Raw genomic sequence first — 16714 nt, 5'->3', positions numbered from 1 at the left:
CCCGGCCGATACGCAAGGAATGACCAATCAATGATCAAACCACCCGAAACAGGGAACATCACGCCAGTTCGAGCATGGTCGGCGGCACCGTCGATGTTCGGCGCCCCGGTGGGGAATCGTGAACACGCGGGTGGGGAATTACGTGGCGCTGATCATGCAGATCGTGGGGAATTACGTGACCGCCGACACGCGAGCACGATCTCGAAGGCTCGCTCGCTGAGGGCAAGTTCGGGCACCGCATCGGGGTCAGAGAGACGCAGGTCTTCGGAGTGCAGGTTGTAGAGAGAGTAGACCTGCCAGTCCAGCTCCTCCTGGAGGGCGATCATGCGGGCACGGAGGGAGGCGTGACGACTTTCGGCTTCGCGGAGGGCGGAGGCAGTGGGGGTTGTCTTGGCTGCGAGGGCGGCAGGGGTGGCGGCGGAGAGCTGCTGGGCGAGGGTGTCGAGGGCGGTGGCGAGTGCCGTGGGGTACTCGGCGGGAAGAGGAAATTCCTGGAGCTTGGTACCGGTGAACTCGTAAAAGCGCTCCCAGACCTGCGACTTGTAGCCCTCGTTTACGCCCTGGCTACCCTTGTCGTGACTAACCATTTTGAGCCAGAAACCAGCCGTGGAGCTATTGAGCAACCCGAGCAGCCGCACATACTCCTCCTCGCTCGCCCCCTTGTTGAGCGCGACGACGGGGGCGGTGCGGATGAATACGCGCCGCGCGCGGTTCAGCGCGAAGTGATTGTGCGTAGCAACGAAGGGGAAAGCGATCGTGAACTTCGGCCTATACCTGTTCTTGAAGAACATGGAGTACTCGAACCAGGCAAGCCCACGCTCCAGTTGTGACTTACCGAAGGCGACACGGTCGATGAGGTAACGGCGGGACGGCCACAGGAAGCGTCTCAGTTCCGGCGATGCCGTCGCCTTGAGAGTCTTCTCGTCATATGGCCACGCTGAGGTCGTCGCCCCGCTGATGGTGAAATCGCGGACGGAGCCGCCGTCCACAAGCTGGCGCGCTTCGTCGTCCGTGATGCCTGAACGTCGCAAGGCTCCAGCACCAACCATGAATGCGTCGTCCTCGCGCGTTACCGCACCAGCGCCAATTTCCTGAGCAGCTGATCGGAGCTGGGCACGCGATCCGGAATTCAGCGTCTCTACCATCTCAAGTCCGCCATCAGCCAGGATCCACGGCTGCTTGCCGAAATACCGACCCCGCTCCAGATCGTCCACTGAAACCCACTGGCCCGCACTCCCCGGTCGGTCGATCAGCTCGACGATCGCCCGCCACACCAGCCCCTCCGCTTCCTTCCCCTCCTCCGGCGCCGAAGGCTCCCCCTGCACGCTCCGCACCGTGCGGATCGTCGCCTGCCGCTTAGCTCCCTCCCTAGGTCGCCCGATGAGAATCACCGTCGGCGTCCCATGCCCAGGGATGACCGCCCCTGAGGTGTCGATAACCTCCGTCAGCTCGACCTTGTGCGCGAAGTACTCCTCGATGAGCTTGGTGCCGAATTCACGCTTCATGAAGGAGTTCGCTGTGATCTGACCGACCATGCCGTAGCCGTGCCCGTCCGCCCCACCCTGCTTGGCTAGTTCGAAGAACCGCTGTGCGAAGGGAACGGACAGTGCGTACGTCCCCGCGCACGCGCTGTACAGCTCTCGGTACAGCTGGTTGAGCTGCTTGTCCTTGACCGTGATGTACGGAGGGTTACCCACTACTACGTGGTAACGCCCCTGGTCCAGGATCCCGGGATACTCGTCCACGTCCTCCGTGGCGTATGAGAACTCAGCGAGGGGGTCACCGGCCGCGCCGCCCTCGTCCTCAAAGCCAAGCCCCAGTTGAAGCTCCAGCTGGCGATCCTTGATGAGGGAGTCGCCCACAGCGAGCTGGATCGGCCACTCGTAGTGCTGGGCCTCCTCGAAAGTCCGCATGCCGCTTGCGGCCATCGCCGCAACCAGGAGCCGGAAGCGGGCGATCGCAATCGCGAAAGGGTTGAGGTCCACTCCGTGCACCGAGTCGAGGGCGGCTCGCACCCGCTCGTACGAGCCCACCTCTGGACGCTGCTCCGCCCACATCCGTACCAGCCGTCGGAACGCTTCGAGCACGAAGTGTCCGGACCCGCAGGTCGGGTCGATCATCTTCAGTTCCTCGAACCCGAACTCCCGTACCGCCGGGGTCATCGTCCGGTCGAGGATGAACTCCTCCACGAACTCCGGCGTCTGCAGCAGCGCGTACGTCTTGCGGGCCGCCTCGCTAAGGTCCTGGTACAGATCGCCGAGGAACCGGGTGTTCCAGCCCTCGGTGCCGGGCTCTCTCAGCGGGTCGCTGAAGTCATGCACAAGCACCGGGCCGTCGGCTTCATTCTCGCTGGCGCGCTGCTCCCGCCAGAACGCGAGCAGCGCGCCCGCCCCGTCGTGCGAAAGCGGGATCTGGTAGAGCGGGTTGTGGTCGCGGTCGAAGAGCAGTCGGCCGGCCTGCCCAGCGCCCAGCTCTGCGAACGCCGCCTCCAGCCAGCCTCGGTACGTCGGGTCGGTGTCCTTCTCCAGGTACTCCTCGTACCGCGCCTGCGCGGTCTCGCGCCCAGCCACATCCGGGGCGGTGATGTAGGGCTCGGCGATCAGCCGGTTGTCCTCGCTGAAGCGGACGAAGACGGTGCCGAGGACCCAGGCAACCGCAACCTGGGTGATCCGCTCCCCGAGCCAGGCGTTCCATGTCGCCGCCGTACGGCCCAGCTTCCGGGCCTGCTCATACTCACCGCGCAGCCGCGTCCCTACCTCGGGGACAGCTTTGACCTGCTGCTCAAGGTCGGTCTCTGCCGCCTTGACCTGCTTCTGCAGGTCGGCGAGAAGGCTCTTGCGGTCGATCACGGAACGGCTCCTGTGGAGAAATCGGAGGAGGGCGGAAGAAGGCCGGTTCAGGTGGTGAAGAGGGTCAGGCGTCCGGTGCGAGGTGTTTGCGCGCGACCCAGGCATCGGGCACGACGATCCACTCGTCGAACCCTGCCTGGTACGGCACGCTCTGCCCTGCCAGCCGCGGTGCTTTCGCCGGGTCGGACTGGGCGACGAGCAGCCACAGCGGGCTGCCACCTTGCCGCGCTTCCTCCGCGAGCCTTACGAGCAGATCCAGCGCGTCGTACCGGGCGAGCACCGCAGTGTCGGTAAGGAGCAGCGGTCCCCGCCCCTGCCTCAGTCGCTCTCGCAGCTGCGGCTCGATGCGCCCCCACGCCTTGTCTGTACGGATGCGCAGCTGCTGGTGAGCCCGGCTTCCGGGTTCGGCAGCGTCGGCCTTGAGGACGGTCTCCCAGGTCGGTCTGGCCGCCTCGCCGATCACCCTGCGCAGTTCGTTCACGAAGAGCCCGGTCAATGACACCGGCCGCACGCCGTACGGCTCGTCCGCCAGGTGTCGCACCGCGTTCTCAGCACCCCGGTGGGGCACCGTCAGGACCCGGAAGCCGTCCTGTCGCGCCGAGTGCCTGAGTCGCTGTTCGGCCTTGACCGCGGCTGCGACGGCCGCGTCCGCGTCGTACTGGGTGGGGGCGGATCGACGGGCCGCCGAGGCTCCCCAGCTCGCCGAGGTCAGGCCGGCGGTGGCGTCCCCGGCCGGACGGTCCGGGATGAGACGGAGCACCTTGTCGTAGCGCGTCGCCAGCTTCAGCTCGAAGCCGGCCTGCTTCAGGTAGCGGACCAGTGCGCTGCCGGTGGGCAACTCGCGTGGCACCAGCGGGTCTGTGCCCAGGTCAGGGAAGCGGGTCGTGACTCGCTTGTGCAGGGCGTCAACCGTGAGGCCAGGCAGTCGCTCCTCCTCGACGCCCGGCTGCACGGCGACCACACCGGCCTGGGTGATCCTCAGCGCTCGCACCAGGTCCAGGTCGCGCGGGTAGATCTCCAGTCGGGGGGTGAGAGCGGCTCGGGTGGATGCTGCCACCGCGATCTCGGCGGTGCGCCGCTCGTCCCAGCCCAGGTGTCCCGGCGGCCGTCGCACCGCGTCCAGCTCGGTAAGAACGGTGCTGGCCGTCGGCAGAGATTCCAGGTCCGCGAGTCGGTCGGCCCGCGCGCCCAGGTTTAGCGCGTATTCCTGCAGAGCGGGCAGCGTCGGCGTGTCCGGGCCGTCCACGCCCTCCCGGACATCGAGGGCGAGCAGGCCCAGCACCGGATCGGCGCCCTTGGGCATCCGGGCATGGAAGTAGCGGAAGAGCGGCGGGGCCTCGTTGTTGTAGCTCTCTCGCTCGACCACCGCACGCAGCAGCGACAGGGCGAGCGCGCGCCGGTCGCGCCGCTCCACGTGCTGGGTGCCGCGCCGGGCGATCAGCGCGTCGGCGAGCTCGATCACCGGGGCCACCCGTCCGCGCTCAGCAAGGAGCTCCACCACCTCCTCGCGCAGCAGCCCAAGGGCGATGTCCTCGTACCAGCGCTCGCGCGCCTTCTTCACGATCTGCGGGATACGGCCCGCGGTCAGGCCCACCGCGTCAGCGACGTCCCGCTGCCGTACCCATGCCAGGCCCTCGGGCAGCTTGCCGGCCTCGTTGGGCAGCCGCAGCAGCAGCCGGACCGCTTCGCGCTCCTTGGCGTTGGAGCGGGCACTGCCGCTGGATGGCTTCGGGACCAGGCGAGCGGCCAGCGCGTCCAGGCTCAGCGCGCCTAGCAGCTGCGGGTCAGTGACACTTCCGCCGCCGGCGGCGACCGATTCGGCGACCGCCTGTTCCAGCTCGGTGATTTCTTGACCGGCTGCCTTGCGGGCCTCCGCGCTGAGTGGCGCGGGGGCCGATTTGCCGAGTCGGAGGTTCCACTCCTTCTGCCGACGCTGGATCTCCTCCCGAGTACGCGAACCCATGCCTGGCGCAGTCAGGAACTTCCTCGCCGAGTACTCCAGTACGTCCCCGACGGTGTTCAGTCCCATGGCGAACAGCTGGGACTGCGCGGAGAGCGTCAGACCTGCCACGGACAGAGGTGTCGTACGGTCAGCCCTGGCCGCCTGCTGGTCACGCACTTGCTCGACGGCGGCATCGTCGTCCTCGCGTCCGATCTGTGGCCCGGCTTCTTGCGTGGTACCTGCGCTTTCCGCCATACCGTGCCCGGAGCTCGGAGCTGTTGTCCGCTGCGCATCCAGGAAGAGCGCCTGCCAGGCACGCTCCATCGGCTTCAGGTCCGAGAACCGGTCCTTCACGTCCCGGGCCAGAGCCTTGCGGAAGAAGGCGACCAGGCCGTCGCGAACAGCCGGCTCGAAGGCGTCGGCTGCGAGCTGCGGGTACGGCCACTGCTTCGGATCGGTCTGCCGGGCTGTGACGGCACCGTCGCCCCATCGGGGCAGTTCGTTCGACGCCATCTCGTGCAATGTCGCCGCGAGCGCATACCGCTCGGCATGGCCGTCGTACGAGCCGCGCGTGATGATGCCCAAGAACGGGTCGAGGTAGCCCTCGGTGCCCGCATCGATCTCCTTCGCCGGGTAGCCGGCGAGCGAGAAGTCGATCAGCACCAGCTGTCGAGTGCCGTTGGGACGGATCCGGATTGCGATGTTGTCCGGCTTCAGGTCCCGATGCCAGATTCCTTCCGCCTCCAAGTGCTCCACCGCGCCGAACAGGTACTTCCCGTACGCCTCCAGCTGGTCCATGCCCAGGCGGCCGTTGTCCCGCAGCTGTCGGGCGACGGTGTCCTCACGCCGCCTCGGTCCCTTCCCGTCACCACGGTCCTGGTCCTTCAGCTCTCGGCTGTCGCCGACGTATTCGAGAGCGAGCACCCTACGTCCCGCGAGAGTCATCGGCTCCCGCTCGTACAGCGCGATGATGCTGGAATCCCGGTGGATGCGGCCCAAGATCTGGGCCTCCCGGTCGAGGACCGCGTGCTTGGCTTCGCTCAGCGCGACCTTCAGCACAGCCACCGGCAGGGTGCCGCTACGCCGCGGCTCACCCGCGAGATCCCTCACCAGGAACGCCCGAGAGGTCGAGCCCGTGCCGAGCCGGCGAACAACCTCCCAGCGCCCGGCCAGTACATCCCCGGCCACGGCCTCCAGCGGGTCCTTCTCCGGCTCGCCCCGATCCTCGTCCGCTTCCGATCCCGACCCGCCGTCCCCGCCCGTGCCTGCGGCTGTGGCCGAGCCGACGGAGTCCTTTTCGGTGAATGCCTGCTCGACGTACTCCAGCATCTCCAGGAAGTCGTCGACCGTGGACAGGCGCCGACCCGGTTCGTACGCGGTGGATGCCTCCACCAGGTCGTCGATGTCCGGGTTGAGTCCGTCGACCAAGGCACTCGGGCGCAGACTCTCACCGGCTTCCAGGCGGGCCATGACCTCGCTCTGGCTTGCGCCTGGTGCCTGCCCGGTGACCAGCAGATACGTGAGGACGCCGAGCCCGTACACATCGAGGCGCACCGGATCGGCCTTGGGAATCCTCAGCTCCGGCGCCAGATACGGATCAGCCTGCTCCGAGACGTGGAACCCGGACACATTTGTAGGAGCCAAGGTCAGTGGCCGGCCACGGCTGGCGCTCTGGCCTGTAGCGATCTGCCAGTCCGCGATCTGCGGCCAAGGGCTCAACCAGCGCTGCTCCTCGCTGAGCTCCCGCCCGCGCGGGCCGCGATCACGCGGAATGATGTGCACCGCGTGCGCCGACAGCGTGCGGTGATGGAAACGGCGTGAGTGCGCGGAGCGCACCGTCTCCGCGAGCTGCCGTACGAGCGCAAGGCGACCCCGCAGGTCCAGCTGCTTCCCGTGCTGCACCAGAAAGTCGTCCAGCCGCAGAGTCTCCGGGTGGTAGTCGAACAGGATCGTCGGCCCAGCCGGATGCCCTGACGGCAGGTAACTCTTCAGCTGTACCGCACCCGGGTGCCGGAACCGGCTGAGCACCAGCGCCTCGCGGGCAGCGGCCTGCTCCACCGAACGCCGCTCGGCGTCCGAAGCACCGCGCTCGCTGAGGAAGACGCGCACTCGCGCCAGATCATGCAGCTGGGAGTGACGGCCCAAGTAGTCGGCCCAGGTGGGCCCGGAGTCGAACGCCTTCGCATCCAGAAGATAGGAGCCCACCTCATGCTGGCGGCGGATCGGCGCGATGCCGAGCTTCTTCAGGGCCCCGTCGACGCGGCGAGACGTCTCAGCCGTTATCCGGCGCCGGGCGTCACCCGGCGGCTCGGCCAGCATTTCCACGAGCTGCTTGACCGTGAAAACGCCATTCAGATCGGCGGCCGGCAGGTTCACACGGAGCTTGTCATCGGTGAAGCAGACCGCCTCGCCCACCCAGATCTTCGGCCGGTCCCCGGGCCGACCGGAGACGTCGTTGATCAGGCCGGCCAGTTCCTTGGCCTTCCGATTCGCCAGGTGCAGGGGGTTGCCGTGTCGCCGCTGCGTCCCGCCGGGCGTGGTCTGCACCCAGTCGTTGCCGCCGCCGTGTACCGAACCGTGCCAGTCCTTCAGCTCGAGGAGGAAGACCCCGGCCGGTGCGGTCACCAGAAGATCGACCTCGCGGACATGCCCGCTGTTCGCGGTGAACGTGAAGTTCGACCAAGCACGCCACGGCTCCTCGTCAGGCAGGCGCCTGCGGATCGCCTCCAGGCCGCGGCGCTCGTGCTCGTGCTCGGACTCGGTGACCGTCGTCCACCGACCTTCCAGCATGCGACTCCCCGCCTGTATTTGCTGCGCACGTTTGTGCCTGCCGTGACCCTGCCGCCGCGATCAGGAACACGGGGCTGCCCCCGCAGAAGGAATCTTAGAGGCCGGGACTGACACCGGGAGAAGGAACCGAACTTGCACCTGACGACCGACTCCGCATCTGACCAGCGGAAAACCCAGTGAACGCGCTGGGAAGGGCAAGCTCTGCCACGAATCGCATCTGGGGCTGCCCAATTGCGGCGAAGCTCCCGGGAGGGAGGCAAACCGCGAAGGGCAGACATCCACTTCAGCCGGTGGGCATGGCGATGAGTCTGGCCGCTGCTCATGCAGCAAGCACACAGCCGCTGCTGTAGGGGCCCCGCAGCCGCGCTGACGAGGCTGTCTGGGCCGCACCGCCCCCCCCTGACACCCCATCAGAACGAGCGTCAAATGAGCGTCACGAGCGTCAATTCAGCGTCAAGATATCGCCCGTAACGCCCACAACGCACATAATGCGCACGCACAAAACCGCAGGTCAGGAGCCCTTTGCGGCCGGTTCAAGGATCGCGACACACTCCACGTGGTGGGTCATCGGGAAGAGGTCGAACGCCCGCAGTGCGCGGGGCTTGTAGCCGTCGGCGCGGAAGTAGGCGAGGTCGCGGGCGAGGGCCGCGGGGTCGCAGGCGACGTAGGCGATGCGGCGGGCGCCGAGGGCGGTGAGGCGGGCGACCGTCTGGCGGCCGGCGCCGGCGCGGGGCGGGTCGAGGACGATGAGGTCCGCCTCGGTGATGCCGGTGCGGGGCAGGACCTGTTCGACCTTGCCCTGTTCGATGCGGACGCGGTCGAAGTCCTTGAGGTTGTGCCGGGCGTCCTCGACGGCGCGCTTGGAGGACTCGATGCCGAGGACCGCCCCCTGGTCGCCGACGCGGTCGGCGATGGCGCCGGCGAACAGGCCCACGCCGCAGTAGAGGTCGAGCGCGGTCTCGCCCTTGCGCGGCATCAGGCCCTGCATCACCGCGGTGACCAGGACGTCCGCCGCCTGCGGGTGGACCTGCCAGAAGCCGCCCATGCCGACGCGGTAGGTGCGGCCGTCGGCGCGTTCGCGGACGAAGGCGCGGCCGTGGACCCGGTGGACCGAGCCGTCGCGTTCCTCGACGCGGAGGACGGAGACGGGCTTGTCCAGTTCGACGAGGGGCAGCCGGCCGCCGGGGCGCGGGGTGAGGACGACCTGGCGGTCGTTCGAGCCGGTGGCCGCGATGGCCTCGACGGCGGCCATCTGGGGCCATCTGCGCTTCTCGATGCCGAGTTCGCTGACCCCCTCGGCGGCGATCATGCAGTGGTCGACGGGCTCCACCTCGTGCGAGCGGTGCCTGCGCAGCCCGGCCCGGCCCTCGGCGTCGACGGCGTACTGGACGCGGGTGCGCCAGGCGGGGACCTGGCCGGCCGGGAGCTTGTCGCCGGGGGCGGGCATGACGGTGCCGTCCCAGCCCGCCTCCTCGGGGGTGAGCCCGGCCAGCCGCTTCAGCTGCTCGGTGATCACCTCGCCCTTGAGCCGCCGCTGCGCTCCGGGCTTGGCGTGCTGCCAGTCGCAGCCGCCGCACTTGCCCGGGCCGGCGAAGGGGCACGGCGCCTCGATGCGGTCCTTGGACGCCTCGATCACGCGCACCGCGTCGGCGCGCAGGAAGCGGGAGTCCTCCGCGCCCTCGGTGACCCGGACGACGGCCTTCTCTCCGGGCAGCGCGTGCCGGACGAAGAGCACCCGGCCCTCGTCCGTGCGGGCGATGCAGTGGCCGCCATGTGCGACCGGGCCGACCTCGACCTCGTACTCCTCCCCGACCAGCGACGACTCGGTTCCGTTCGACATGGCGGGGTGACTCCTGGGATGAGGGCGGGGCTGGAACAACAGCCTGCCAGTGTACGTCTGCTGCGGCTCAGCTCCGCACACCCGGGTCCCTGTGCCGGCCGTCCACCGGACCGCGGCGCACCGAACCCGGAGCGTTCCACTCCTGGCGCTTCTTCGCCCGCTGCTTCGCCGCCTCCGACGACACCAGCTGGTACGGCACCGACGTCACCATCACGCCGGGGGTGAACAGCAGCCGGCCCTTGAGCCGCAGCGCGCTCTGGTTGTGCAGCAGATGCTCGTACCAGTGCCCGACGACGTACTCGGGGATGACGACGCTGACGACGTCCCGCGGGCTTTCCCGTCGCAGCCCCTTGACGTAGTCGATCACCGGCCGGGTGATCTCGCGGTAGGGCGAGTCGAGGATCTTCAGCGGGACGTCGATGCCGCGGCGCTCCCACTCGGCGCGCAGCGCCTTGCTGTCGTCCGGGTCCACGCTGATGCTGACGGCCTCCAGCTTGTCGACGCGCATCAGCTGCGCGTAGGCGAGGGCCCGGAGGGTGGGGCGGTGAACCTTGGAGACCAGCACGATCGCGTGGACGCGGGAGGGCCGCACGCTGTCGTCGGTGGGCTCGTCGGGCGCCGCGATCTCCTGGGCGACCGCGTCGTAGTGCCGGCGGATCGTACTCATGACCGCGTAGAAGATCACCATGCCGAGCAGCGCAACCCAGGCGCCGTGGGTGAACTTGGTGGCCAGGACGACGACCAGGACGAGGCCGGTGAAGAACGCGCCGAAGGCGTTGATGGCCCGCGAGCGGATCATGGTGCGCCGCTTGGCCTGGTTCTTCTCGGTCCGCAGCTTGCGGTTCCAGTGCCGCACCATGCCGGTCTGGCTGAGCGTGAAGGAGACGAAGACACCGACGATGTAGAGCTGGATGAGCCGGGTGGAGTCGGCGTCGTAGACGTAGACGAGCAGCGCGGCCGCACCGGCCAGCAGCACGATGCCGTTGGAGAAGGCGAGCCGGTCGCCGCGGGTGAGCAACTGGCGCGGCAGATAGCGGTCCTGGGCCAGGATGGAGCCGAGCACCGGGAAGCCGTTGTACGCGGTGTTGGCGGCGAGGAACAGCACCAGCGCGGTGGCCGCGGCGAGCAGGACGAAGAAGAACGTGCCCTCGCCGAAGACGGCGGCGGCCACCTGGGCGATGACCGGGTCCTGGACATAGGCGTCGCCGACGGGCACACCGTCGCGGACCAGGTCCTTGGCCGGGAACTCCGCCATCTTCACATCGGTGGCCATGGCAAGCCCGATGATTCCGCAGAACATGGTGACGGCGAGGACGCCCATCAGGGCCAGCGTGTTCGCCGCGTTCCTGCTCTTCGGCTTGCGGAAGGCGGGAACGCCGTTGCTGATCGCCTCGACGCCGGTGAGAGCGGCACAGCCGGAGGAGAAGGCCCGCAGCAGCAGGAACAGCAGGGCGAAGCCGGCCAGTCCCGGATGCTCGGGCTTGATCTCGAAGTCGGCCGTCGGCGCCCGCATGGAGTCGCCGAGCACCAGCCCCCTGAACGAGCCCCAGGCGATCAGCAGGAAGACCCCGCCGACGAAGACATAGGTGGGGATGGCGAAGAGCCTGCCGGACTCCCTGACGCCGCGCAGGTTCATCAGGGTCAGCAGCAGGATGACGGCGAGCGCGCTGAGCACCTTGTGCTCGACGACGAACGGGACGGCGGAGCCGAGGTTCTCCACTCCGGAGGAGATGGAGACGGCGACGGTGAGCACGTAGTCCACCAGCAGGGCGCTGGCGACGGTCAGCCCTGCCCTGGGGCCCAGATTGGTGTGGGCGACCTCGTAGTCGCCGCCGCCGCTCGGGTAGGCGTGCACGTTCTGCCGGTAGGAGGCGACGACCGTGAACATCAGCACGACGACGGCGGCGGCGATCCAGGGGCTGAAGTGGTACGCCGACACGCCTGCGATCGACAGGACCAGCAGCACCTCGCCCGGCGCGTATGCCACGGAGGACAGCGGGTCCGACGCGAAGACGGGGAGTGCGATGCGCTTGGGAAGGAGTGTCTCCCCCAGCCGGTCGCTGCGAAGAGCGCGCCCGATAAGAATACGTTTGGACACGCCGGTCAGTTTGGACACGCAGAGGATCGTAAGCGGTCGTAACAAGCCATGCCCACCCGCCACCCTCCTTGTCGACTCGGACGGTCACAGGGGGTCCCCACGGCTACGGTGCGTGTGTAGCTTGGGCCGCGGTCTGAGACCCTGTTAACCCTGAGCAATGACTCACCCTGTCCGGGACCAGGACAGGACAGCCGGAAGGACGGTCGTGCACATCGTCATCATGGGATGCGGGCGAGTGGGAGCCGCTCTCGCGCAGACCCTGGAGCAGCAGGGGCACACGGTGGCCGTCGTGGATCGGGACCCCACGGCTTTCCGCCGTCTGGGCTCCGGATTCGGGGGGCGCCGCGTCACCGGAATCGGGTTCGACCAGGACACCCTGCGCGAGGCGGGGATCGAGGACGCCGGCGCGTTCGCCGCAGTCAGCAGCGGTGACAACTCCAACATCATCGCGGCGCGGGTGGCCCGTGAGATGTTCGGCATCGAGAACGTGGCCGCCCGGATCTACGACCCCCGGCGAGCCGAGGTCTACCAGCGCCTGGGCATCCCCACGGTCGCCACGGTGCGCTGGACGGCGGACCAGATGCTGCGGCGGCTGCTGCCGTCCGGCGCGGAGCCGCTGTGGCGCGACCCCAGCGGGAGCGTGCAGCTCGCCGAGGTGCACACCGCCCACTCCTGGATCGGGCACAAGATCAGCAGGTTGCAGGAGGAGACGGGCGTGCGGGTCGCCTTCATCACCCGGCTGGGCGAGGCGATGGTGCCGACGTCCCGGACGGTGCTGCAGGAGGGCGACCTCGTGCACGTGATGATGCGCACGGACGAGATCGAGAAGGTCGAGGCGGCTTTCGCCGAGGGGCCTGAGGAGGGCGATCGCTGATGCGTGTGGCGATTGCGGGCGCCGGCGCGGTGGGCCGGTCCATCGCGGGTGAGCTGCTGGAGAACGGGCACGAGGTGCTTCTGATCGACAAGGCCCCGACCGCGATCTCGGTGGAGCGGGTGCCGCAGGCGGAGTGGCTGCTGGCGGACGCCTGCGAGATCACCTCGCTGGACGAGGCGGCGCTGCAGCGCTGCAACGTGGTGATCGCGGCGACCGGCGACGACAAGGTCAATCTGGTCGTCTCGCTGCTGGCGAAGACGGAGTACGCGGTTCCGAGGGTGGTCGCGCGGGTCAACAACCCCAAGAACGAGTGGCTCTTCAATGAGTCGTGGGGCGTGGACGTCGCGGTGTCCACGCCACGGCTGATGTCGGCGCTGGTGGAGGAGGCGGTGAGCGTCGGCGATCTCGTGCGGCTGCTGCGCTTCAGCCACGGTGACGCGAACCTGGTGGAGCTGACGCTGCCGCCGGAGTCGGCGATCGCCGGTACGCAGGTGGGTGCGGTCGCCTGGCCGCAGGACACCTCCCTGGTGACGATCATCCGCGGCTCGCGGGTGCTGACGCCCACCGCGCAGGAGACGTTGGAGGAGGGGGACGAGCTGCTGTTCGTCGCGGCGCAGGCGCGGGAGGAGCAGTTGGAGGACCTGCTGTCGGTGCGGCGCGAGGAGAATCCGGCGGACTGAGGCGGGGGCGACGGCTCCCCGAGCCCTGCGCCCAGACCCCGGAGGCCTAGCCTCCGGGGTGGTCCGGAGGCTAGGCCTCCGGGGTCTGGGGAGCCGCCGCCCGCTCCCGTTCGGCGCGCTCCTGCGCCTCCATCTCCGCGAAGACGTCGATCGGCGGCGGCGCCTTCGCCAGGAAGACCCAGGTCAGATAGACGGCCAGCAGGAACGGCGGGATCTTCAGGGCGACCAGGACCCAGCCGAGCTGGGTGGTGTCCGCCCACCAGTAGAGCGGGAAGAGGATCGCGCACTTGGCGAGCAGGATCAGGCCCCAGGCCCAGCTGGCCTTGGCATAGGCCTTCTTGCGGCCGGGGTTGCGGGTGCGCCAGGAGAGGTTCTCCTTGAAGACCGGGCCCAGGATCAGGCCGATCAGCGGGACGCCCGCGAGCGTCGTCGCGATGTAGGTGACGCCGAGGCCGAGCGTGTACAGCATGCCCGGCAGATAGAAGTCCTTGGCGTTGCCGGTCATCATCGCGAAGACGACGCCGAAGGCGACGCCGAACACCCCGCTGAAGGCGTGCTTGACCGTGTCCCTGCGCAGCAGGCGGACCGCGACGAGCACCAGCGACACCGCGAGCGCTGCGAGCGCCGAGATGTGCAGGTCCTTGTTGACCGTGTAGATGGTCACGAAGAGCAGGCCCGGCAGAACCGTCTCCACCATGCCGCGCACGCCGCCGAAGGCCTCGAACAACGCCGCCTCCGTGACGGTCCTCGTCTCGTCCGTGGCGCTGCCTGGCTGCTGTTCGTCAGTGGTCGTGTGGGTCGGCTTGTCGACAGACGTCACCGGCTACTCCTGTCCGAGCGGTCGGAGTTCGTATTTGGGATTGAAGAGCACCCGGCGGCCGTGGTTCATGGATATCCGCCCCGAGGCGATGAGCCTGCGGCCCGGCTCGATGCCCGCGATGGAGCGGCGGCCGAGCCATACGACGTCCAGCGGGGCCGTCCCGTCGAAGAGCTCCGCCTCCAGCGCGGGCACGCCGGCCCGCGGGCGCAGGGTGACCGTGCGCAAGGTACCAGCAACCCTGACGATCTGCCGGTCGCCGCACTCGGCGATGCGCGTACAGCCCGATGCCTCCGCGTCGTCCCGCAGCTCCTCCGACTCCAGCTCCTCCTGCGAGCTGGAGAGCCGGTCGAGCATTCGGCGGAAGCGGCCGGCCGGCTTGTCGGGACGGGGTGTGCCACTCATACGGAAAGCGTACCGGCCGCCCCCTGCATCGGATCAACGTTCGAAGCGGTATCCCATGCCTGGCTCGGTGACGAAATGCCGGGGGTGCGCGGGATCCGCCTCCAGCTTGCGCCGGAGCTGGGCCATGCAGACCCGCAGGCAGTCGGTCTCGATGCCGTACGAGGGCCCCCGGACCTCCTGGAGCAGCTCCTTCTGGCTGACCGGTCAACCCGTGCTCCGTATCAGCACCTCCAGCAGGGGCCATTCTGTCGGGGTCACGACGGCCCTGACCCCTGCCGTCGACGCGGGGGCCGGTGCCTGCCGCCCGTCGGCCAGACGCCCTGCCGTCGACGCGAGGCCCGTGTCCGCGTCGAGCTGCCCCGTGGGCTCGTCGGCGATCAGCACGGCGGGCCGGTTGGCGAGTGCACGGGCGACGGCGACGCGCGGCAGTCAGCCCGCGGGCGGCGGTCACTGCGGTAGGCGGTCACCGCGGCAGGCGGTCAGCCGCCGTCAGCGATCCGGCCGTCGCTCAGCTCCAGCACCCGGTCCGCGAGGCCCAGGAGCTGGGCGTCGTGGGTGGCGACGAGGGCCGTGACGCCCTCGCCGCGCACCACCGCGCGCAGCAGCTCCATGACGGCGAGGCCCGTGTCCGCGTCGAGCTGCCCCGTGGGCTCATCGGCGATCAGCACGGCGGGCCGGTTGGCGAGTGCACGGGCGATGGCGACGCGCTGCTGTTGGCCGCCGGAGAGCTCACCGGGGCGCTGTGCCGCGTGGCCGGCCAGACCGACCAGCTCCAGCAGCAGCGCCGCACGCTCCTCGCGTTCGCGCGGGTCGGCCCTGCGCAGCCGCAGCGGTACGCCCACGTTCTCCGCGGCCGTGAGGATCGGGATCAGCCCGAAGGACTGGAAGACGAAGCCGATGCGGTCGCGGCGCAGCGCCAGCAGCCCGTTGTCGTCGAGGCGGGTGAGGTCCGTCCCGTCGATGACGATCGTGCCCTCGTCGGGGGCGTCAAGACCGCCGACGAGGTTGAGCAGGGTCGTCTTGCCGGAGCCCGAGCGCCCCTTGAGGGCGACGAGCTCGCCGCGCGGGATGTCGAAGGAGACCCCGCGCAGCGCGTGCACGGCCCGACTGCCGGAGCCGTACGAGCGGTGCAGGTTGTGCACCCGCACCATGGACGCCGTGTCCCCGGAGCGGTCCGCCGGACCCGTGCGCGCCTCGCTGACGTCGGTCATCCGGCATCCCCCGCCCATCGGTCCGACCAAGAACCACTTCCGTCGACGCGACAAGTATGGGCGGGCGTCGCGCGGCCCGGCAATGATCCCGTCCGGCAGGATGCCCGGCGGCCCGCCCGGGGCCCCTCCCGGCCGCGGCGGGACCCGGGGGGCCAGCGGGCATACCGGCGAGCTGCTTCAGGGGGCTCAGCACCTCTCCGGGTGCAGCAGGGCGAGGACGAGGTAAGCCGGCAGGGCGGCGGCCCTGACCGTTGACGGGGCTCCCTGACGGCTCGGGGCGGCGCTTTGACCTCTCTCATACGCCCCGGGGCGGCCTGGCGGCAAGCGGCTGGGCCGCGCTCCCCCCGGAGGAGAGCGCGGCCCAGCCGCTCTGAGTCGCTTGTGCCGCCGTGTGCTCCGGCCGTCAGCGGACCTCGGTGATCTCCGGTCCGCGCTGGAGCTGCCCCATGCCTCCGGAGAAGCGCGAGTTGCTCTGCTGCTCCTGCTGTACGCCCTCCGGCACCATCTGGGCGTCCTCCGGCAGCTTCAGCACGATCGGGTCTCGCGGAGCCATCGGCCCTTCGCCGCGGACCACCACGGTGTCGCGGAAGATCTGCTCCAGCAGCCCCGCGGCCTCCGGGTGCACGGCGCCCTGTCCGGAGATCACTCCGCGCAGGAACCAGCGCGGCCCGTCGACGCCCACGAAGCGGACGATCTGCACGCCGCCGGTGCCGTCCGGCAGCTGCACCGGCACCTGGGCCCGAAGCTCCCAGCCGAGGGGGCCCTCGACCTCGTCGATGACACCGCCCTGCTGGGTGATGCCGGAGGCGATCTCCTCGCGGACCTCGCCCCAGATGCCCTCCTTCTTGGGGGCGGCGAAGGCCTGAAGCTGTACGGCGCTGTCGCGCAGCACGACGGTGGCCGCGACGATCGCGTCCCCCGCGACCTCGACCCGCAGCTCCATGCCCTCCACTCCGGGCACGAACAGACCGCCCAGGTCGACGCGGCCCTCGGCGGGCTTGGAGACCTCCGAGACGTCCCAGGGGCCGTCGGGCCGGGGCGCGGGCGGAAGGTTCGTCCGGCGCGCTGCACCCTCCTCGTCGGCGCCCGCGGCGTCCACTGCGTCCGCGGCGTTCTCTGCGGCCCGCTCGTCGCCGACCTGCTCGGCCTCGCCCGCTGCGTCCGCCGCGTCCCTGGCGGAACCACTCTTCTTGCGACGTCCGAACACG

Annotated in this window: 9 protein-coding genes and 2 pseudogenes; 2 read left to right on the top strand and 9 right to left on the bottom strand. The window is 69.4% G+C overall.

Annotated elements, in window-relative coordinates:
- Positions 1–182: 182 nt before the first annotated feature.
- The 4 genes and pseudogenes from pglX to QCN29_RS31830 all read right to left on the bottom strand — a co-directional run.
- Positions 183–2849: pseudogene (gene pglX, locus QCN29_RS31845) on the bottom strand (BREX-2 system adenine-specific DNA-methyltransferase PglX); the annotation flags it as partial.
- 64 nt (positions 2850–2913) lie between these two features.
- Positions 2914–7581: a BREX system serine/threonine kinase PglW gene (pglW, locus tag QCN29_RS31840; protein ID WP_279932502.1), complete on the bottom strand. Its 4668-nt coding sequence runs from the start codon at positions 7579–7581 to the stop codon at positions 2914–2916.
- Between the two features lie 511 nt (positions 7582–8092).
- Positions 8093–9421, bottom strand: coding sequence for a class I SAM-dependent RNA methyltransferase (locus tag QCN29_RS31835; protein WP_279932500.1), 1329 nt, complete (start codon positions 9419–9421; stop codon positions 8093–8095).
- A 67-nt stretch (positions 9422–9488) separates the two neighbouring features.
- Entirely contained in the window at positions 9489–11537 is a 2049-nt protein-coding gene (locus QCN29_RS31830) for an APC family permease (protein WP_279932499.1), read from the bottom strand.
- A gap of 187 nt (positions 11538–11724) precedes the next feature.
- Between QCN29_RS31830 and QCN29_RS31825 the strand changes: the two genes are divergently transcribed.
- Positions 11725–12393, top strand: coding sequence for a potassium channel family protein (locus QCN29_RS31825; protein ID WP_279932507.1), 669 nt, complete (start codon positions 11725–11727; stop codon positions 12391–12393).
- A complete protein-coding gene (locus tag QCN29_RS31820; RefSeq protein WP_279932497.1) occupies positions 12393–13073 on the top strand; it encodes a potassium channel family protein in 681 nt (226 codons plus the stop codon). The genes QCN29_RS31825 and QCN29_RS31820 overlap by 1 nt, the downstream gene beginning before the upstream one ends.
- A gap of 70 nt (positions 13074–13143) precedes the next feature.
- Here the strand turns inward: QCN29_RS31820 and QCN29_RS31815 are convergent, their stop codons facing one another.
- The 5 genes and pseudogenes from QCN29_RS31815 to QCN29_RS31790 form a co-directional block, all read right to left on the bottom strand.
- A complete protein-coding gene (locus QCN29_RS31815) occupies positions 13144–13893 on the bottom strand; it encodes a DUF3159 domain-containing protein (RefSeq protein WP_240138497.1) in 750 nt (249 codons plus the stop codon).
- 3 nt (positions 13894–13896) lie between these two features.
- Positions 13897–14295 carry an OB-fold nucleic acid binding domain-containing protein gene (locus QCN29_RS31810; protein WP_240138498.1) on the bottom strand — a complete coding sequence of 133 codons (399 nt, stop codon included), beginning with the start codon at positions 14293–14295 and terminating at the stop codon, positions 13897–13899.
- Between the two features lie 33 nt (positions 14296–14328).
- A pseudogene (locus tag QCN29_RS31805) lies at positions 14329–14553 on the bottom strand (winged helix-turn-helix domain-containing protein); the annotation flags it as partial.
- Positions 14554–14774: 221 nt separating this feature from the next.
- Positions 14775–15506 (bottom strand): ABC transporter ATP-binding protein, encoded by a 732-nt coding sequence (locus QCN29_RS31795; protein ID WP_279932496.1) that lies wholly within the window; start codon positions 15504–15506, stop codon positions 14775–14777.
- Between the two features lie 403 nt (positions 15507–15909).
- Positions 15910–16713 (bottom strand): DUF3710 domain-containing protein, encoded by an 804-nt coding sequence (locus QCN29_RS31790; protein WP_240138499.1) that lies wholly within the window; start codon positions 16711–16713, stop codon positions 15910–15912.
- Position 16714: the final 1 nt, after the last annotated feature.

It is taken from the genome of Streptomyces chengmaiensis (assembly GCF_029846775.1).
Classification (GTDB): Bacteria; Actinomycetota; Actinomycetes; order Streptomycetales; family Streptomycetaceae; genus Streptomyces; species Streptomyces chengmaiensis.
This window is presented reverse-complemented; position numbering and strand designations above follow the sequence as displayed.